General features: G+C 59.9%; 14 protein-coding genes. 10 read left to right on the top strand and 4 right to left on the bottom strand.

Annotated features, from left to right (window positions below; translation table 11 throughout):
- Positions 1-93 precede the first annotated feature (93 nt).
- The 8 genes from dnaA (at position 94) to ACVWNW_RS04760 (ending at position 12168) form a co-directional block, all read left to right on the top strand.
- The gene (gene dnaA, locus ACVWNW_RS04725) at positions 94-1836 is read left to right on the top strand and encodes a chromosomal replication initiator protein DnaA (protein WP_454483322.1); all 1743 of its coding nucleotides are present in this window, start codon (positions 94-96) and stop codon (positions 1834-1836) included.
- 414 nt (positions 1837-2250) lie between these two features.
- Positions 2251-3375: a DNA polymerase III subunit beta gene (dnaN, locus tag ACVWNW_RS04730; RefSeq protein ID WP_110412227.1), complete on the top strand. Its 1125-nt coding sequence runs from the start codon at positions 2251-2253 to the stop codon at positions 3373-3375.
- Positions 3376-3404: 29 nt separating this feature from the next.
- Positions 3405-4667, top strand: coding sequence for a DNA replication/repair protein RecF (gene recF, locus ACVWNW_RS04735; RefSeq protein ID WP_454481374.1), 1263 nt, complete (start codon positions 3405-3407; stop codon positions 4665-4667).
- Positions 4668-4675: 8 nt separating this feature from the next.
- Entirely contained in the window at positions 4676-5161 is a 486-nt protein-coding gene (locus ACVWNW_RS04740; RefSeq protein WP_390895321.1) for a DciA family protein, read from the top strand.
- Positions 5162-5453: 292 nt separating this feature from the next.
- Positions 5454-7502: a DNA topoisomerase (ATP-hydrolyzing) subunit B gene (gene gyrB, locus ACVWNW_RS04745; RefSeq protein ID WP_110424643.1), complete on the top strand. Its 2049-nt coding sequence runs from the start codon at positions 5454-5456 to the stop codon at positions 7500-7502.
- A 43-nt stretch (positions 7503-7545) separates the two neighbouring features.
- Positions 7546-10263 carry a DNA gyrase subunit A gene (gyrA, locus tag ACVWNW_RS04750; protein WP_110424634.1) on the top strand — a complete coding sequence of 906 codons (2718 nt, stop codon included), beginning with the start codon at positions 7546-7548 and terminating at the stop codon, positions 10261-10263.
- A 104-nt stretch (positions 10264-10367) separates the two neighbouring features.
- Positions 10368-10994: a DUF3566 domain-containing protein gene (locus tag ACVWNW_RS04755; protein WP_110424635.1), complete on the top strand. Its 627-nt coding sequence runs from the start codon at positions 10368-10370 to the stop codon at positions 10992-10994.
- A gap of 58 nt (positions 10995-11052) precedes the next feature.
- Complete coding sequence (locus ACVWNW_RS04760) at positions 11053-12168, top strand: VanZ family protein (RefSeq protein WP_454481377.1); 1116 nt, start codon at positions 11053-11055, stop codon at positions 12166-12168.
- Here the strand turns inward: ACVWNW_RS04760 and ACVWNW_RS04765 are convergent.
- The gene (locus ACVWNW_RS04765) at positions 12114-13067 is read right to left on the bottom strand and encodes a DMT family transporter (RefSeq protein ID WP_454481379.1); all 954 of its coding nucleotides are present in this window, start codon (positions 13065-13067) and stop codon (positions 12114-12116) included. The two genes, ACVWNW_RS04760 and ACVWNW_RS04765, sit on opposite strands and share 55 nt — an antisense overlap.
- 194 nt (positions 13068-13261) lie before the next feature.
- Here ACVWNW_RS04765 and ACVWNW_RS04770 point away from each other — a divergent pair, with 194 nt between their 5' ends.
- Both ACVWNW_RS04770 and ACVWNW_RS04775 read left to right on the top strand, forming a co-directional pair.
- Positions 13262-13972: a LytR/AlgR family response regulator transcription factor gene (locus tag ACVWNW_RS04770; protein WP_046322082.1), complete on the top strand. Its 711-nt coding sequence runs from the start codon at positions 13262-13264 to the stop codon at positions 13970-13972.
- Positions 13969-15336 (top strand): sensor histidine kinase, encoded by a 1368-nt coding sequence (locus tag ACVWNW_RS04775; RefSeq protein WP_046322083.1) that lies wholly within the window; start codon positions 13969-13971, stop codon positions 15334-15336. Before ACVWNW_RS04770 ends, ACVWNW_RS04775 begins: the two co-directional genes overlap by 4 nt.
- Here ACVWNW_RS04775 and ACVWNW_RS04780 read toward each other — a convergent pair.
- The 3 genes from ACVWNW_RS04780 to ACVWNW_RS04790 form a co-directional block, all read right to left on the bottom strand.
- Positions 15300-16349 carry a glycosyltransferase family 2 protein gene (locus ACVWNW_RS04780; RefSeq protein WP_454481382.1) on the bottom strand — a complete coding sequence of 350 codons (1050 nt, stop codon included), beginning with the start codon at positions 16347-16349 and terminating at the stop codon, positions 15300-15302. The genes ACVWNW_RS04775 and ACVWNW_RS04780 overlap by 37 nt on opposite strands.
- A 171-nt stretch (positions 16350-16520) precedes the next feature.
- Positions 16521-17192 carry a hypothetical protein gene (locus tag ACVWNW_RS04785; protein WP_454481384.1) on the bottom strand — a complete coding sequence of 224 codons (672 nt, stop codon included), beginning with the start codon at positions 17190-17192 and terminating at the stop codon, positions 16521-16523.
- Entirely contained in the window at positions 17185-19614 is a 2430-nt protein-coding gene (locus ACVWNW_RS04790; RefSeq protein WP_454481386.1) for a glycoside hydrolase family 3 C-terminal domain-containing protein, read from the bottom strand. Before ACVWNW_RS04790 ends, ACVWNW_RS04785 begins: the two co-directional genes overlap by 8 nt.
- Between the last annotated feature and the right edge of the window lie 732 nt (positions 19615-20346).

A 20346-nucleotide genomic window follows, 5' to 3' on the forward strand; every position in this document is an offset into this window, starting at 1 on the left:
CGCGCAAAGTCGGTGTAACAATGGGCTACTGTCGAATTTGAGAGAAGCAGAAAGACCAGGACAATCAGTCGTCAAGAAGAGAGGAGCACACTGATGGCGCAGGATCCGCTGGATGCCGCTGCCCAGGCCAAGAGAATCTGGGATTCGGTCCTGCAGGTGCTCCGCTATAGCAGTTCACTGACCTCCAGGGACAAGGGCTGGCTGGAGGACATCACCCCCGAAGCGGTTTTCGGCACCACCATCGTTTTGCGGGTCTCCTCCAAGGCAACTCAGGAGGCTGTGCAGGGACCGCTCAGCCAGCCCGTCTTAAATGCACTACAGCTGGTCACCAATCAGGAGATGTTCCCGGCTATTAAAATCGTCTACCCGGAGCAGATGGCCAAGCAGAAGGCTGCCGATCAACAGAACGACCACCGCGCATCCGCCATGGCCGGCACCGCACCGGGCAGTGGCGAGTTCCGTCAAGTCCCCAGTCCTGCTCAGGATCCCTATGACGACTACCAGCGTCAGGCCGGCACCGACCGATCCCCCAGCTCAGAGGTCCACTCGGACTGGCGGGCCGGGAATCCTGGAACATCCAAGTCCCCGATTGTCTCCGCTAATGACTTCCACGAAGGCACCTATGTGCCCATGACCTTGGATATGCAGGCCGAGCTATCCGAACCCTCCTCCGTGGTAAGGCCAACGGCAGGCGGTAATACCGATCGGCAGAGCGAGACAGAAAGAGCCACATCCCGGCCCGCCTTCACCGTGCCCCGCTTCCCCATGAACCAGAACCGGGTGGAGCGCGACCCACAGACTCACCTGAACAAGAACGCCACCTTCGATACCTTCGTCCCGGGCGATTCCAACCGCTTTGCGCGGACCGTGGCCTTGGCCGTGGCCGAAGGATCAGGTCAGGATTTCAACCCCCTGTGTATTTACGGCAGCTCAGGCCTGGGCAAGACCCATCTGCTCAACGCCATCGGCAACTATGCACTGGTCAAGGATCCCTCGCTCAAGGTCCGATACGTCAACTCGGAGGAATTCACCAACGAATTCATCGACGCCCTGCAGAACTCCACCCAGGGATCGGGTCAGATCGCAGAATTCAATCGCCGCTACCGGCAGGTGGATGTGCTCCTTATCGATGACATCCAATTTCTAGGGGGCAAGGAGGCCACCCTGGACCAGTTCTTCCACACCTTTAATGCCCTGCATGACGCCAACAAGCGCATCGTCATCGCCTCGGACGTGGCCCCCAAGAATCTGAAGGGCTTTGAATCGCGACTGATCTCGCGTTTCGATTCGGGTCTGACTGTGGACGTCAAGCCGCCAGATCGGGAGACACGGGTGGCCATCCTGAGAATGATGGCTTCCATGAACGGAGTCAGTATTCCCAACGAGGTTCTGGATCTGATCGCGGAACGCTTTACCGAAAACATCCGAGAGCTTGAGGGTGCTCTGACCCGTGTCACGGCCGTAGCCAGCCTCAATAATCAGCCGGTCACTACGGCCCTGGCCGAACAGACCCTGCAAGACTTCTTCTCTACAGACGTGGAAATCAAGCCCACTGACATCATCTCCCAAGTAGCCAAGTACTTCCATCTGACCTTCGACGATATCGTCGGCCGTACGCGCACCAAGAACATCGCCCTAGCCCGACAGATCGCCATGTATCTGGCCCGGGAAATGACCAGCATGTCCTTGGTCGACATCGGCGAGGTCTTTGGCGGCCGCGATCACACCACAGTCATGCACGCCTACACTCGTATCTCCAATGAGATGCAGGAAAAGCGAGAGATTTACAACTATGTCATGGAGCTTACGGTCCGGCTCAAGCAGCCCCAAAATTGATGCGACACGCAGACACTGTTGTGGACCGACAGAAAAAGATATCCACCTACTTATCCCCGGATGTGGGCAAACCTTGGGAATAACACACCGGTTTTCCGTGGATAAGTGGTGTGTTCTCAGCGAATAACTGCACCTCTTTTGTGGATAACCCAGCAAAAATACAACCTTGTGGATAACTTGGCTTCTTATTCACATCGATTTCACCGCTTATCCACACCGTCTGATTGAGGTCTATCCACTTCGTTGCAAGGATTTGAGAACTTATCCACACCATCCACCGAGCTTATTACGATGACCCTATGTATATTTATGCAATAGTCACCTTCACACTCAAGCACATCTGCTTGTTCCAACCACATCACCTGAGCTATTCGATAGAATGAGTCCAGTTCATTCATCGACAAGAAGGCTCCCATGAAAGTAGAAGTGAATTCATCCGCACTCTCGGATGCAGTGGCCTGGACCACCCGCATCATCCCTTCCCGACCAGCTTCGCCGATTCTGGCAGGCATCAGGATGGAAGCCTCTGATGGAACATTGAAGCTTTCCGCTTTCGATTACGAAGTTTCGGCAAGAAACCACATAGAAGCAGGCATCGATGAATCCGGAACAGCCTTGGTGCTAGGCAAACTCTTGGCAGACATCACCAAGTCACTACCATCAGAGAAGACTTATCTGTCAACCGAGGGATCCAAGATGACCATCACCTCGGGCAAATCCACTTTTTCTCTGCAACTGATGCCTGACAGCGAATATCCTGACCTCCCTGCCGTCCCTGAACCTATGGGCCAGGTGGATGCTGAGACCTTTATCCAGTCCATCTCCCAGTCCATCGTCGCTGTTTCCAGGGAAGAGAGCCGGCCGGTCCTGACCAGCGTCAAGACCGAAATCACTGGGGACAAGGTGGTCATGACCGCCACCGACCGTTTCAGATTGTCCCGTTCGAGCTTCACCTGGACTCCTCGTGACGCCGATTTTTCCACCTCCATGCTGATCCGCGGCTCCCTGCTGCGAGACATCGCCCGTTCTTTGGACGAGCACCAGAACGTGACCATGGATTACGAGGCTGACAACCCCACCATCATGGGCGTGGAAAACGCTGGCAAAATATCCACCACCCAGCTGATTGATGGGGAATTCCCGGCCGTGGATCGTCTCTTTTCGGACGAATACCCCATCCAGGCGGTCATCGCCCGGCAGGATCTGATCGATGCCATCAAGCGTGTAGCCCTGGTAGCCGAACGCAACGCCCCCATCCGTATGGTCTTTTCCGGCAACGAGGTGACCCTGAGTGCCGGCACGGCTGACGAAGCACAGGCACATGAGGTTCTGCAGGCGGATCTGGACGGGGAAGACATCACGGTGGCCTTCAATCCGAACTATCTGATTGACGGACTGGGTGCCATCGCCGAGCCCTTTGTCCGCATCAAGATGACTTCGGCAGTCAAGGCTGTGGAATTCAACGGCCAGCAGGAGCAGGATTCCGAGGAGTCCATGGATTACCGTTACCTGCTGGTGCCCATGCGTTTCAACAACTGACATCCGGGTAGGTTCGAGGAACGATCGTTGTGCACATCTCCCGTCTGGTTCTGGATCACTTCCGTTCCTGGGAGCATTGTGTCCTCGATCTGGAGCCTGGAGTCACCATTCTGGAGGGGCGCAACGGTCTGGGCAAGACCAACCTGGTCGAGGCCGTCGAGGTCCTGTCCACCGGCGGCAGCCATAGGACTTCATCTTCACTACCCCTGGTAGAACGTGGGCAGTCCAAGGCCACCATAAGGGCCAGGCTGGAGCAGGACGGAACCGCTACCGACTATGAGCTGACCATTGCCGCCAAGGGAGCCAACCGGGGAAGAATCAACGGCGGGCCTTCCCTCTATCAGCGTGACCTGGTGGGCCGGGTACCCTGCGTGACCTTCAGCCCTGAGGATCAGCTGATGGTCTCCGGAGAGCCGGCGGCCAGGCGGGCCGTGCTGGACCAGGCCGGCAGCCAGCTCGATGTCGACTACTTCCGGGTCCGGCAGGATTTTCGTCATGTGGCCAAGCAGCGCGCCGCCCTGCTCAAGCAGCTCTCCCAGGCGGGCTATGATCCCTCGGGTGATGGGCGTGACGCCGCCCTTTCCGGCCTTGAGGTCTGGACTGGGCAGTTTATTCGCACCGGGCTGGATCTGAGCCGACGACGAGCGGCTCTGGTAGAGGCTTTGGACCAGCCCTTCAGCGATTTGTATGGTCGGCTTGCAGGCCCTGATCAGGATGCTCGATTGACTTACCAGCCATCCCTGGAGGAAATCGGACCCGATAGGCAGACAGGTCCAGAGGTCGCCGAAGCCGTCAGTCGTCACTTTCAGCGGATTTACCCAGGAGAAGTGGCCCGGGGCACTAATCTGATCGGTCCTCAGCGCGATGATTTGGTCTTCACACTCAACGGCATGCCTGCTCGGGAGTTCGCCTCCAACGGTGAGATGTGGACCCTGGCTCTGGCTTTGCGGCTGGCTCTGCTGCAGGTGGTCAAGGATCGTCGCGATCTGGAGCCCATCGTCATTCTGGATGATGTCTTCGCCCAGTTGGATCGGGGCCGTAGGGATCAGATTCTGGACTTTGCCCGTCAGCAGAGCCAGGTGCTGATCACCGTGGCCGCCGACAGCGATATTCCCTCCCTGCAGGGTGCCAGGCTGGTGGATGTGTCCCGACTGAGGCCTTTGCAGCCATCTGATCCGGCTGCCCAGGATCCAGCCATTGCCAGTGCCATGCAGGACCTGCGTCGAACCAGAGGGACGGCTCATGAGGACTCGGATATGCCGGATGGGCCGGAGGGGAACGACCTGTCATGAAGGCCCCCATGGTTGAGACTCTGCACCTGGATCAGCGTCGATTGCCGGCCCTGGTCTTCGAGGGCTGCACGCGACGGGCGGCCACTCGTCGGCAGCGGGAGGACAACTCCCGTAAGGCCTGGTATGCATTTGGCAAGCCGGGCCGCGACCCAGCCAAACTGGGAGGTGTGGTGACCAGCCTTGCTGCTGGGAGCGGGTGGACCAGTCATCTGAAGGTTGCTCGGTTGCGCAACCAGTGGGACGGTGTAGTTGGACCCGGCATCGCAGCCCATTCGAGAGTGGTCTCCTACCAGGAGGGCGTGCTGATCATCCAGGCGCAGACCACGGTCTGGGCCACTCAGCTGACCTACCTGGTCCCCCAGCTCAAAGCGACCATTGCCAAGCGGCTGGGCATGCCGGTCAGACAGATCCGGGTGACCGGCCCCCACAACTACAGCTTTCGCCGTTCGCGGTTCGATCCGCCCGGCCGAGGCGTGCGTGACACCTACGGGTGAACCCATAATCTGCGAATACCGTCTTCCCAGCTTTCTGTAAGCCTAAAGTCCCCTAGCGCTGGTATTCTATAGGTTATAGGGTCAAACGCTTCCAAGGCCCCTTTATGGACGATTTGGAACCTGGTGACCATGAGTCAATCCCCCGCTCGACCACGAACGGAAGCTGCTTTGTCGTCAGTGGCCGACGATGGGGGTGCAGAAAGGACTATCCGTGGCAGATCTCAATACTGACCCGTCCCGGACCCCGCAAGAGGGCCGGGAAAACGAGGAGGACAAGCCTCAGGATGATGGCATGACGGGCCAGGATCAGCTGGATCAGCTGGACGATGCGCAGCTGGATGATTCGCTTTCACCCGAGCACTATGATGCCAGCGATCTGAAGGTGCTTGAGGGGCTGGAGGCGGTCCGCGTCCGTCCCGGCATGTACATCGGCTCGACGGGCCCCAGGGGCCTGCATCATCTGGTCTACGAGATCGTCGACAACTCGGTCGACGAGGCTCTGGCCGGGTACGCTGACCATATTGAAGTCACCATCCTGCCCGACAACGGCATCCGAGTGGACGACAACGGCCGTGGCATCCCTGTAGACGAGGTGCCAGGCGAGGGCAAGAGCGGCGTCGAAGTGGTCATGACCAAGCTGCATGCCGGCGGCAAGTTCGGAGGCGGCGGCTACGCGGTCTCGGGCGGTCTGCACGGCGTGGGCATCTCCGTGGTGAACGCCCTGTCCACCCGAATCGACGTCCAAGTGCGTCGACAGGGCTACCACTGGCATCAGAACTTCCGTAACCAGAAGCCGACCGCTCCCCTGTCCAAGGACCAAGCCATGGGGCCGGATGAGAGCACCGGCACCTCGGTGACCTTCTGGGCCGATCCCAAAATCTTCGAGACCACGGTCTATGACTTCGAGACCTTGCGCAGCCGTTTCCAGCAGATGGCCTTCCTTAACAAGGGCCTGAGAATCACCCTGACCGACCTGCGTCCCAACGACCAGGCCGGCGACGAGGTGGCGGGCGAGGAGCAGACCCCGGAGCAGAAGGGCCAGTCCGTCAGCTACCAGTATGCCAACGGCATCAAGGACTATGTGGACTACCTGGTCAAGGTCAGGAAGGCCACGCCTGTGGAGGCCGAGGTCATCGACTTCGAGGCCGAGGATCTGAAGCTGGGCATCTCCGCCGAGGTGGCCATGCAGTGGACCACCGCCTACTCGGAGTCGGTCCACACCTTCGCCAACACCATCGCGACCACTGAGGGCGGCACCCACGAAGAGGGATTCCGCGCGGCTCTGACCAGCATGATCAACCGCTACGCCAGGGACAAGAACATCCTCAAAGACAAGGACGATAACCTCTCTGGCGACGACGTGCGCGAGGGGCTGACCGCTGTGGTCTCCGTCAAGTTGACCAATCCGCAGTTCGAAGGCCAGACCAAGACCAAGCTGGGCAACTCCGAGGCCAAGACCTTCGTCCAGCGGGTCATGACCGAAAGGTTGAGCGACTGGTTTGACGCCCACCCAGGCGAGGCCAAGGCCATCATCCAGAAGGCCATGGAGGCCTCCCGCGCCAGGATCGCGGCTAAGAAGGCCCGCGAGAACACCCGTCGTAAGTCCATCTTCGAGACGGCCGGCATGCCCGACAAGCTCAAGGACTGCCAGTCCAGCGACCCCGAAGAGTGTGAGCTGTTCATCGTGGAGGGTGACTCAGCAGGCGGCTCGGCCATACAGGGGCGCAACCCTATGACCCAGGCCATTTTGCCGCTGCGTGGCAAGATCCTCAATACGGAGCGGGCCAGCCTGGACCGCATGATGAAGTCCGACACCATCGAATCCCTGATTACCGCTGTAGGAGGGGGATACGGCGAGGATTTCAACATCGACAAAGTGCGCTACCACAAGGTCATCATCATGGCCGACGCCGATGTGGACGGCGCCCACATCGCCACCCTGAACCTGACCCTCTTCTTCCGCTACATGCGGCCCATGATCGAGGCTGGCTACGTCTACGTGGCCATGCCCCCGCTCTACCGGCTCAAGTGGACCAAGGGTCCCCACAGCTTCGTCTACACCGACGCCGAGCGCGACAGGGTTCTGGCCGAGGGCAAGGCCTCAGGTCGGCAGCTGCCCAAGGGCGAAGGGATCCAGCGCTACAAGGGTCTGGGCGAGATGAGCTACCAGGAGCTCTGGGAGACCACCATGGACCCGGAGCATCGCATCCTCAAGAAGATCCGCATCGATGACGCCGAGCAGGCCGACGAGACCTTCACCATGCTCATGGGTGACGAGGTCGAACCCCGGCGTCTGTTCATCCAGCGCAACGCCCACGACGCCCGCTTCATCGATGCCTGAGACGGACGCCTCCTCTTTTCACCATTTGAGCTAAGGATCAATTTTGGCAGACGATAACAACAACGACAACAGCCCGGACCAGGACGGCCTCAACCTGCCCGACGGGTCTCGAGAGCCGCTCAGTCCACAAGAGATGGACAACACCGATTACGGCCTCCTTAAAGGCGAGCGGATTCAACCCATTGACCTCCAGCAGGAGATGCGGGAATCCTACCTGTCCTATGCCCTGTCCGTGATCGTGGAGCGGGCACTGCCCGACGTCCGCGACGGCATGAAGCCGGTCCATCGCAGGGTCATCTACGCCATGTACGACGGCGGATACCGGCCCGACCGCGGCTACAACAAGTGCTCGCGCGTGGTGGGCGACGTCATGGGCAAGTACCACCCCCACGGCGATGCGGCCATCTATGACACCATCGTGCGCCTGGCCCAGTCCTGGTCCATGCGCTATCCGCTGGTGGACGGCCAGGGCAACTTCGGCTCCCCTGGCGACGATCCGGCTGCCGCCATGAGGTACACCGAGTGCCGCATGGCTCCCCTGGCCATGGAGATGGTGCGCGACATCGACAAGGATACGGTCGACTTCATACCCAACTACGATGGCAAGACCCAGGAGCCCACGGTTCTGCCCTCCCGCTTCCCCAACCTGCTGGTCAACGGATCAGCCGGCATCGCAGTGGGCATGGCCACCAACATTCCTCCGCACAACCTGCGCGAGGTATCCAAGGGCGTGCATTGGGCCCTGGAGCATCCCGAAGCTTCCAAGGAGGAGCTGCTCAACGCCCTGATCGCCATCATCAAGGGGCCTGATTTCCCCACCGGCGCCACCATTCTTGGGCACAAGGGCATTGAGCAGGCCTACCGGACCGGACGAGGTCTGATCACTATGCGGGCCGTGGTCAACACCGAAGAGATCCGCGGAAGGATGTGCCTGGTGGTCACTGAGCTGCCCTACCAGGTCAACCCCGACCGGCTTGCCTCCTCCATCCGCGAGGCCGTGCGCGATGGCAAGATCCAGGGCATCGCCGACATGCGCGACGAGACCTCAGGCCGCACCGGCCAGCGCCTGGTCCTGGTGCTCAAGCGCGATGCCGTGCCCAAGGTGGTCCTCAACAACCTTTACAAGCACACCCAGCTTCAGCAGACCTTCGGGGCCAACATGCTGGCCCTGGTGGACGGAGTACCCCGGACCCTGAGTCTGGACGCCTTCATCCGCCACTGGGTGGACCACCAGCTGGATGTGGTCGAGCGGCGCACCCGCTACCTGAAGCGCGAGGCCGAGGATCGCGACCATATCCTGCAGGGGTATCTGAAGGCCTTGGATATGATTGACCAGGTCATTGCCCTGATTCGCGCCTCCAAGGACGTGGAGACCGCACGGACTGGCCTGATGGAGCTGCTGGACGTGGACGAGGTCCAGGCCGATGCCATCCTGGCCATGCAGCTGCGTCGTCTGGCTGCCCTGGAACGGCAGAAGATCTTGGACGAGCACGAGGATCTCATGCGCAAGATCGCCGACTACAACGACATCCTGGCCCACCCCGAGCGGCAGCGCACCATCGTGGGTGATGAGCTGGACGAGATCGTCGACAAGTACGGCGACGAGCGGCGCACCCGGATCGTCCCCTACTCGGGTGAGATGAACGTGGAGGATCTGATCGCCGACGAGCAGGTTGTGGTCACCGTCACCCACTCCGGCTTCGTCAAGCGGACCAAGGCCGATGAGTACCGGGCCCAGCACCGCGGCGGCAAGGGCATCCGCGGAGCCAGGCTGCGTGAGGACGACGTGGTGGACCACTTCTTCCTGACCAGCACCCACAACTGGCTGCTCTTCTTCACCAACAAGGGCCGGGTGTACAGGCTTAAGGCCTATGAGCTGCCTGAAGGCTCCCGCGATTCCAAGGGACAGCATGTAGCCAACCTGCTTCAGTTGGGTCAAGGCGAGCGGATTGAACAGGTCCTTTCCCTGCACGGCTACGACGATGCGGACTATCTGGTATTGGCCACGCGGACGGGACGGGTCAAGAAGACCCGCCTGGACGAGTATGATTCGCCCCGTCAGGGCGGTCTGATCGCCGTGCGACTGATGGAGCTGGGCACCGTCACCGACGAGGAGGGACAGGAGGTGCCCCAGAGCGATGAGTTGGTGGGTGCAGCACTCTGCAATGCCGATGACGAAATCATCCTGGTCTCCCGCAAGGGCATGAGCGTGCGCTTCTCGGCGGACGACTCCACCCTGCGGCCCATGGGACGGCAGACCGCTGGTGTCCAGGGCATGCGGTTCCGCCCAGGCGACGAACTGCTGAGCATGGACGTGATCGCCAAGGATTCCGAGGATGACCTGCTGGTGGTCACTGATGAGGGTTTTGCCAAGCGGACCGCTCTGAGTGAGTACCGCCTGCAGGGTCGCAACGGCTACGGTGTCAAGGCCATCGCCATGGTGGAGGGCCGGGGATCCCTGGTCGGCGCCCTGGTGGTGAATGAGGACGACCAGATCATGGCCATCATGAAGTCCGGCAAGGTCATCCGCTCCGATGTGGCCGAGGTCAAGCGGACCGGTCGCAACACCCAGGGAGTCACCCTGGCCAAGCCCGACAAGGGTGATGAGATTCTCTCCATCGCCCGCAATGCCGAACGTGACGACCAGGAAGAGGATGCCGATCAGACCGATCTGGCTTCCGCCGCTCCCCTGGCAGCCAAGGATCAGCCCATCGCCACCACCGGAACCGGCGACGGTCAGAGCCTGACCCAGGAGGACTGAGTTGGTCCGCTACCAGTCTGACAAGACTGGTAGCCTCGTAAGAAGTCATGCATGCCCAGCGGCGGTATGCGCGGGCTATTGAACGCAAGGATCAAGGAGTGCCGATGAGCCAGGATGATCAGAAGCAGGTCAAGGCCGGCAAGCAGGGTGCTGGTAAGTCCCAAAAGGGGAAGACCAAGGCTGATGAATCCGCACAGGGCGAGTCCCGTCGAACTGCATCGGCCACTCCCCCGGCTCCTGCAGCCGGCAGGACGGCATCGGGACGTTCCGCAAGAACCACAGCTTCGGCTGCCGGTCCGGTCAAGGTATCCTCATCCCGTCCTGTTCGGCCTGCGGCTTCGGCTTCGGCGGCGCGTCCTCATGTGCCTCGGGCCCGGCGCATGCAGCTGTCCCTGACCCGGTTGGAGCCCTGGTCGGTGGCCAAGGTCACCTTCCTGTTGGCCATCGCTGGGGGCATCATTCAGGTGGTGGCTGCTGCTCTGCTCTGGTTCCTGCTCAACGCCATGGGGCTCTTTGACAACCTGACTCAGGTCATCTCCAAAACGGGCCTGGACGCGGGCGGCTTCGATCTGGGCCAGGTGCTGAGCCTGGGGACAGTCCTGAGTTCGGTGACCATCTTCTCCATTTTCGAGATTGTGATAGTAGTGGTTCTGGTCACCATTTTCGCCTTCCTCTACAACCTGGTCAGTTCCTTGGTAGGCGGCATCCACGTGACCTTGGGCGACGACTGAGCTCCTCGTCGGCGCAGTCAATCGGTCGATAGGCCCGAGGGCGATTTAGACTGGATTTGTGCTCTCGACATACTTGGACTACTTCAGCGGCTCCTTTGGCATATCTCTGGTCTTTTGGCCCTTGGCCTCGCTGATTCTGACCCTGCCCATTCTTGCCCTGATCTACAACCGGTATCACCGGCTCCGGTTGACAGCAGCCATGGCGGCCTACCTGACCGTCTTATACCTACTGGCCTTGGTCTTCTTCACCCTCTGGCCCATGCCCGACGACCGTGCCGCCTTCTGCGCCACCCATCATCTGAGCCCCCAGCTCAACCCCCTGCAGTTCCTGACCGATCTGAGCACAGGCGGTCGGATGGCCATGCTGCAGATCCTGCTCAATGTGGCCTTCTTCCTGCCCCTGGGCTTCATCATGGGTCGAGTCTTCCGCTGGCGCTTCATCCTGGCCCTGCCTGTAGCTCTCCTGGTCTCCCTCTTCATCGAAACGGCCCAGCTGACCGGGGTCTTCGGCATCGTCGGCTGTGCCTACCGTCTCTTCGACGTGGACGACCTGATTTGGAACACTTCTGGCGCAATAATCGGCTATCTGGTGGCCATGGTTGCCAACAAACTCATTCCCACCCGTCAGGCTGACGTCGCCCAGCTGGTAACCAATCCCGGGTTCATACACCGTGCCGTCTCCCTGGCTCTGGATCTGCTCCTGGCCACCATCCTGTCCATGTCCCTGGGGATGGGCGTGACCTATGCGGTCCATCGCCTGGGCACCTATCAACTGGATGGCCACTACCGCTTTGGTGGGCTGCTGATCGCCCCCTCCGCTCTGGACGTGTTCGGGACTGTGGTGGATCTAGCTATGTTGCTGATCTTCGAACTGCTTATCCCTCTACCCCGTAGGGGACGGACGCTGGGCGCCACCTTCACCCACATGACCGTCGAGACCAAGCAGCGGCATGGCTGGTCCCGCTTCCTCTTCTATCTGTTCAGAACCGCGATTATCCTGGCTGTCTTCGGCCCATGGACCGGCAACGTTCAGATTGCAACGCGTATCCTGGCCCTGCTCCTGCTGGTCTTCTACCTGATCAAGCGGCAGATGCCCTACGACCTCTTGCCTGGGACAGCCTACCGGGAGGAAGACACAGGCGCAGAGGAATCCGCCGATGACCGGCGGGGGTGAAGCCTGACCTCGGACAGGATGATGGCGGTGAAGATGATGGCGAAGCCCAGCAGATGGGTGGCCGTCAGCTCCTCGTGCAGGACCAGGACCGAGACCAGCATGCCAAACAGGCTTTCTGAGCACAGGATTAGCGAACCTTGGGCGGCGGGGACCCTGGAAAAGGCGATGTTTTGGAAGTTCTGGGCCATGAGCGTCGAAATCAGTGTCAGATAAATCATGGAGCCCAAGGTCGATGGCGTGAAGTCGGCCGCACTGGGCAAGGGATCGAAGATCAGCGCGCAGACCAGGAAGAGGATATCGCCGAACAGTAGCTCCAGGTATGTCAGTGTGGGGGCATCGAACTTCTTGGTCAAAAACCCGGTGATCACCAGGTTGACCCCATAGAGCAGCGCGCCGGCCAGGGTCAGCAGGTCACCAGTACTCAAAGACAGCCCCTGTCCCCCGCCGTGGGCCGGCAGTGAGATCAGAGCCACACCCAGGATGCAGATGGCAGCCGCGACGAAGTGGCGCAGGGCGGGTCGTCGACGGGCCATGATCCAGACCAGGAAGGGCACAAAGATGCAGTAGGTGGCCGTCAGGAAGGAATTGCGGCCTGGGGCGATGGTGGTCAGTCCCATCATCTGCAGACTGAAGGCCGCCCAGTAGCTGACCCCCAGTATCAGTCCCGGTACCAAGGTGTGTATGGCCCCGGTTCTACGCAGCCGTGGCAGCAAAAAGGGCGTCATGATGACAATGGCGCACAGGATGCGAATGCCCATCAGCCAGCGCACGGTCAAGGTCTCCATAGCAACCTTTTCGAAGGTGTATCCGGCTCCCCAGGCGGCGGCGGCCATCAGCAGCATCAGGCGGGCCAGCCAGGTGGAGGGTTTCCAGGATGAAGAGGGTGCGAAGGTAGACATGTTTCGACTCTAATCGTTCCTGTCCACAAGTGAGAATCGATTTGCAAGAAAAAGCGAGCAGTTCAAACCATGCATGTGCGAGTTCGGCTTCCGGCAAGCGCGGTCTGCCATGCGGACATCTCCGATATCATAGAAGAACGGTGATAACGGCGGCCATAGGTCTTTGGCCGACGGGGTAAGGAGTGTGCACCAGGATGATCAGAATCGCAGTGGTGGATGACGATTCCATCAGCTGTCGAACCATGGTCAATTACCTGAGCCGTTACCGCAAGGAGCGTCAGGAGGAACTGACGGTCAGCGTCTTCACCGATGGCAAGGCTTTCGCAGATGGTTATAGGCCTGTGTATGACATCCTTCTTCTGGACATTCAGATGACTCCCATGGACGGGATTGAAGTGGCCCACAGGGTGCGTGCCCGCGATGAGTCGGTGGTTATCGTCTTCATCACCTCCGCCCCCCAGTACGCCATCAACGGCTATGAGGTGGGTGCCCTCTCCTACCTGCTCAAACCACTGCCCTGGTTCGCTTTCTCCCAGGAGCTGGACCGGTCCATCGCCCAGGTGCGCGGCCGCGTGGACCTGTCCATCCTGATTACCGAGGGCGCCCGATCCACCAGAATTCCCCTCAAGGACATCGTCTTCATCGAATCCGTCCGCCACAGCAGCGTCATCCACACCCTGGATTCCTCGCTGACCACGAACAGCACGCTGAAAAGTCTGGAGGGACAGCTGGATCAGCGGGGATTCTTTCGCTCCAACTCCTGCTACCTGGTCAATTTGGCCCATGTGACGGGCATGGAAGACCAGGACTGCATTATGTCAACCGGTCAGCGGCTGCGGGTCAGCCGACCCCGTAAGAAGTCCTTTATGACGGCTCTTACCGCTTACGTGGCAGGTCGGCCATGACCACCACCCACATCCTCAATGCCCTCCCTGACATCCCCCGGCTCTATACAGCCATCAGCGAGTGGCTGGGTTGCCTGGTCTACCTGTTGGCCATCGGGCCGAGGATCTCTCGGTTGCGGATGGTGGCGGTCCTTCTGCCTGGTCTGGCTGTGCTGATCGTGGTTCAGTACTGGGCTGGCACCCTGCCTATCGCCTTCTGGATCATCAGCATGTGCCTGGCTGTGGTCTGCATGTACGCCATCATTATGCTGGCTTCAGGGTTGGGTGCGCTGGATGGGGCCTATCTGCTGGCCCGCGCCTTCGTCCTGGCTGAGCTGATCGCCTCCCTGCATTGGCAGCTGGACTCCTTCATGCGGCCATCCAGTCACAGCCTGTACGACCCAGCCTCACTGGTTTTGCTGGTGTTGATCTACGGCGGCGTAGGGCTGCTGGCTTGGGTGGCTGAGCGACGTAACTTTGCCGATGCCCAGCCTTCCGTGCCTGGCCGCAGCGTCTTCATAGCCGCGGTTATCGCAGTGGTCACCTTCGCCATGTCCAACCTGAGCTTTGTCTCCACCAATACCCCCTTCTCCGGTCGGGTTGGCCTGGAGGTCTTCTATATCCGCACTCTGGTGGACCTGTGCGGGTTCGCCATGCTCTACGCCCAGCAGGAGCAGCTGCGGGAAAGCCATACCAGCGCCGAGTTGGCCTCCATTAACGCCCGGGCTTACAGCCAGCATCGCGAGTACATGCGTTCCAAGGAGAATCTTGAGGCTATGGGTAGGCTTGCCCACGATCTCAAGCATCAAATCGCCGCCCTGCGCTCGCAGATGGACCCTGAGCGCAAGTCCCAGGACTTCGAGGAGCTGGAGGCTGCAGTCGGACGGTACGGGTCGCAGCAGCACACCGGCAACCCCATCCTGGATGTGGTCATGTCAACCAAGGAGCGCATCTGTTCGGAAGAGGGAATCACCCTGACTATGGTGGCCGACGGCTCACTTCTGGAGGGGATGTCGCCCATGGATGTCTCCACTCTCTTCGGCAACGCCTTGGACAATGCCATTGAGGCCTTGAGAAAGGTCAAGGAGCCCGACCGCCGCCTGATCAAGGTGGCTTTATATGCTCGAGGACAGTTCGTCGTGATTCGCATCGAAAACTATTTCGCCTCGCCCCTGAATTGGAAAGGCAATGGCGAGCTGGCCACCACCAAGACCAGGACCGACGATGGTCTGCATGGGTATGGTGTCAAGTCCATCCGGCACATAGCCCACCGCTACCAAGGGGAGATGACCCTGCGTACCGAGCATCATTGGTTCAGCCTATGCGTGCTCCTGCCAAGGGAGGGCGATCAGTTGAAGCCCATGGCAGCTTCAGCGGCTTTATAACCCAGGCGGATGGCCAGGCGGCCCGGTCTGCCCGGCATGTTGATCATCCGGCAGAGCAGGGTGGAGCGGACATCGGAGGCGATGGCAGGGGAGCGGTGCTCCAGCCTGCTCCAGAGCATGTCCTTGTTCCTGTAGTTGCTGGGCTTGCGAGAGAGGATCAGAAAGACCGAGGTCACCACGCAGTTGATGGACAAATAGTGGATCATATAACGATAAAGTCCACGGGGAACCGTCCCCGGGTCAGGCGTGGAATCCGCCATGAGCCCGTTGACCAGCAATAGTTGTGAAACCCGGGCGATCATAATCGAAGTCTGCACCGACTGGCCTTTGCGGCCGGTGTGATAGCGGTAGAAATTCGTGTCCAGGTAGAGCAGGGTATGCACCCAGGGCAGGGGCTGATAGGAGTAGATGAAGTCCACATAGTAGGTATGCTCGGGCAGGCGGGTGCGGGCCTGGCGGAGTACCTCGGTGCGCAGGATCAGGGCATGCATGATCATGTACTGGGCCAGCCCGAACCGCCGTAGATGGTTCCAGTCCAGCACCTGCCCCGGATCCATGACGCTACGGAAGTTGATGGCCCGCTTATGCTTGCGGCCTTCTTTTTCATAGACGTAGTTGGTGACCACCATGTCCACCGGATTCGTACGTCGCGACTGGTCGCGCAGCTGGTCCAGAACCAGACCCAGGGAGGTCGGATCCACCCAGTCATCGGCGTCGACCACCTTGACGTAGCGACCCCGGGCGGCTGCCAGGCCGGTGTTGACCGCGCCGCCGTGGCCCTTGTTGGTCTGCCTGATCAGACGAACAGTGTGTGGATGGCGTGCCTGATATGACTGCACCACCTGCGCTGTGGCATCGGTGGACCCGTCGTCGACCACGATGACTTCCAGATCGTCCTTCTCCTGGCTCAGGAGCGAATCCAGGCAGGTCGGCAGATGCTGGGCCATGTTATAGGCGGGGACGATAAAGGTGAGAACGGGCGGGCTCGTGGAGGCCGGTCGGTCGATTGTCATGAACGATCACTTCGCAAAAGGATGGGTCAGCGGGTATGCCGGCGGAGTTGCCATAATCCCGCCGGCGGCCGTTTCGACCACTGTACATGATGGGTATGAGGAAAAGGCCCCGCTCTTCCGTCCGCCGATGCATGCCGGTCCATTGGCAGTCGGGGGAGTGGGGCCGGAATTTTATTGGGCGCTCGCCTGAGATTCGGTGGGCTCCTGACGGAAGATGACCTTGAAGATGGGGAAGAAGACCCAGAAGGAGATGGCCGAGTTGATGATCATGGTGACCAGGTCAGCAACAGTAGTCCCAAGGCTGCCCCAGTTCAGAGTGTGCTGGAAGAAGCCGTATATGGGGTCCTTGTACCAACCCTGCAGCGCCGCCGCGATGATGGTGATGATCACATAGGCCGCCAGGTACCAGAAGGCCGCCTTCCAGACCGAGGAGTTGGACTTGAAGGTGATGTTGCGCTGGAGGAAGAAGTTGATGATCTGGGCAATCAGCAGGGTGATCTCCACTGCGAGGAAGTAGGCCAGGCCGCCCCCGCCGCCGTGGCCAATCGACCCGGCCGCATAGTCGAAGAGATAGTAGGGTTTGCCACCGACGGTCCCCATGCGCCAGATCTGGAAGTTGGTGCCCACAAGGGAGGTGCCGTTGAAGATGGCCTTGAGCACGGGCATGAGTACCAGCTGCAAGACGGTGACCCCGTTGGACAGGATGAAGAAGACGATGAACTGGGCCAGGGTGGTGTGCCGGTCGCTGAACCGCCGCCACCAGCGGACGATCGCCCACTGTGAGGTCCTCGTCGCCTCCTCCTGAGTCGGCTGTCCGACCTGCTGGCTGTGCTGATCACTCATGATTGAGCTCCTTTCCGGTCCGGCGGTTGGCGGACATGTTCCTAAAGAATCCGGCGATGAATCCGCCCAGTCCCCGCCATAGGTGGCCATTAGGAATGCGCACGATGGCCTCGACCATGGCCGTGTCAATCAGCCCGTTGGTCATCTTGGCCATAGCCCTGGGGGGCATGTTGAGCAGGAAGAGGGTGTTCAGGTCGGGGTTGCCGGTCTTGGTCTCGTGGCGGCTCTCGTTCTTGGCCAGGAAGTTGGCCACGAACCTGGCCAGGGCGCTTCTGGAGTCCTTCCAGGACGAAAGCGGATCGTTGATGCCGAAGGAGTTGACGATGCCCTGTCGAACCACCGGGTGACCGAAGAGTGCTGTCACTGCGGCATCGTCGACCTCCTTGACCCGGCCGGTCAGGTAGGCGCCCAGGGCAGGGTCGGGACTCTGCGGGTCGACGGTGCCCTGGACGGTTAGATGTCCGCTCAGCTCCATGCTGCGGGCGTCGGATCCGATCATGATGGTCCAGTCGCCGGACTCGACCTGCCAGGAGTTGCTGGCTGTGTCGAAGTGCCGGAAGGTCGTCTGGTCGAAGTCGATACGGACACGGGTTGATTGACCGGCTTCCAGGCTGACCTTCTTGAAGCCTTTCAGTTCGCGGACCGGCCTGAGCACGCCACCCTTGGGCGCCTGGACGTAGAGCTGGGGAACGGTGGCCCCCTGCCTGTCCGAGTCATTGGTCAGGGTGAAGGTTGCTCCCTTGTCGTCCACGGATAGATCGGCATAGGTGAAGTGTGCGTAGGACAGGCCGTATCCGAAGGGGAAGCGTTCCTCTACGCCTGCAGTCAGGTAGTAACGGTAGCCGACGAATGGGCCCTCCCGGTAGATCGATTCGTGAGCAGGGTCGGGGTACCAGTCAGCGCTGGGGCAGTCGGCATAGGACTTGGGCCAGGTTTCCGCCAGGTGGCCGGAGGGGTTGACCCGGCCCGTCAGGATGTTCAGGGTGGCTGATGCACCAGCTTGCCCGGACAGTCCTATATAGAGAATGGCATCGCACTGGTCGATCCAGTCGGTGGTGACAGGGGATCCCGCCACCAGGACGACCACCAAAGGCTTGTCCGTCCCACCCAAGGCCTTGATCAGGTCGACCTGGTTGCTGGGAATGTCCATGTGGGAACGGTCCAGGCCCTCGGATTCGCTGCGCTCGTCCAGGCCCACGCAGGCAACGATTACATCAGCCTGGTCGGCCGCAGCGACGGCCTGGTCGATCAAAGATTGGTTCTTCTCGCCATGGCGTTCATATCCTTGACTGTAGGAGGCCAGCTCCAGGCCGTCGCCGTTGCCCTGCCTGAGCAGGTCCAGCATGCTCTCCTGCTTGGCCGCGTTGACCTTTGAGGACCCAGATCCTTGGAATCTTGGAGTCTCGGCCATGTCGCCGACCAGGGCGACCCGTGTGCCGGCGGCCAGTGGTAGGCGTCCCTCCCGATTGACTAGAAGAACGGCGGATCCCTCTGCAATGCTCCTCGCCACCTGATGGTGATCCCGTATCTGGTCTGTGGTCAGGTTCCCATCGAGGTCCATGTCGGAGTGATAGGTAAGCTTGGCCAGTCGGGCCACTTCTTCGGCCCGGGCATTCAGGTCGGCCTCGTCCAGGCGGCCTTCCTGCACTGCCTTGGCTATCTGGCGGACGGAGTCGTACCCGGCTTGGGGCATTTCAAGGGAGGAGCCATTGGCGGCTGCAGCGACCGCACTGTTGGAGCCGCCCCAATCCGAGACCACCATGCCGTCGAAGCCCCACTCCTTGCGCAGGATGTCCTTGAGCAGGTGGGGATTCTCGTTGGCATAGGTGCCGTTGACCATGTTGTAAGAGGTCATGATGGCCCAGGGATGGGCCTGGCGTACGGCGATCTCGAATCCGGTCAGATAGAGCTCGCGCATGGTGCGCTCATCTACCACGGAGTCGGATGCCTGGCGGCGCAGCTCCTGGCTGTTCATGGCGAAATGCTTGGGGGTGGCGGCTACTCCCTGTGACTGGATGCCTTCAATAAGGCCTGCAGCCATATGACCAGCCACCTGGGGGTCTTCGGAATAGTATTCAAAGTTTCTGCCACATAGGGGGTTGCGCTTGATGTTCATACCCGGACCCAGGACCATGTTGACGCCCAGGCTTCTGGCCTCGCTACCCAGCGCCTGGCCCATGGTCTTGGCCAGCTCCGGGTCCCATGAGCAGGCTACAGTGCCGGCTGTGGGGAAGCAGGTGGCGGGCTTGGATTTGCCCATGCCCAGGTTGTCCCCTGATCCGGTCTGGCGCCGCAGGCCGTGCGGACCGTCGCTCAGGACCATGCTCGGGACGCCCGCCTTCTTCAAGGCTCGAGTCGCCCAGGTGGATTTTCCGGAGAGCAGCGATGCCCGTTCCAGAACTGTCAGATCTTTGACTTCCATGGTGTTCCCTCTCCACGACTACTTCGGTGGCTAACCGGCCAGTCTCCCAGAGAGGTCAAGACCTATCTCGAAGTTCTCTTCAGGTTCAGAAAACACCGAAGTTTTCTGATAATGGCTCAGTTCTGCTTTGTTTGTATTATCAGCGACTATGCCTTCAAGGGCACAACCCTGTTCCTAATCTGTTTTATCGGGCGCATAAATAGTCTCTTATCGGTCTATAGGCGTCTAATTCTGGCTTCTTTTGGAGGTTGACCTCAGCCACTATCTTCCTTATCTCAAAGACGAGGCCACGATAAAAAATCAACCCGGATCACTGCAGGGAACCGAAGAGCGGCGAAAGAGTCAAAGTACAATAGTGTAAGGGTCCAGGGCTCGATGACTTAGTTTGATCAGTCAGCGGATCAAATCCAACTGGGCGCACCTGTATGACCTGCTTTTAACAGTCGTTAAGAACGAGTTGTGCCCTAAGGCTTCTTTTCTGCTTGATGCTTCAGTCTCAGCGTTTTTATTACCGGTTTGGGAAACCCGCATTTGTGCGCTATCACGTGATATTTTGTTTTCCGGTTTTGAAAATTGCCAATTCGGGTTGTGGCTCCGCCAAAGCTAATGAACTGACGTATGGGAAAGGTCAAAATTGTACAAAGGCTTAGCTTTGGTATTTTCTGAATAAGAATGCCAGGACGTAATGCCCATGACGGCTTGATGAAGTGAAGATTCTTTCCCTTGTCTTGC

This window comes from Bifidobacterium sp. JNUCC 75, assembly GCF_054819865.1.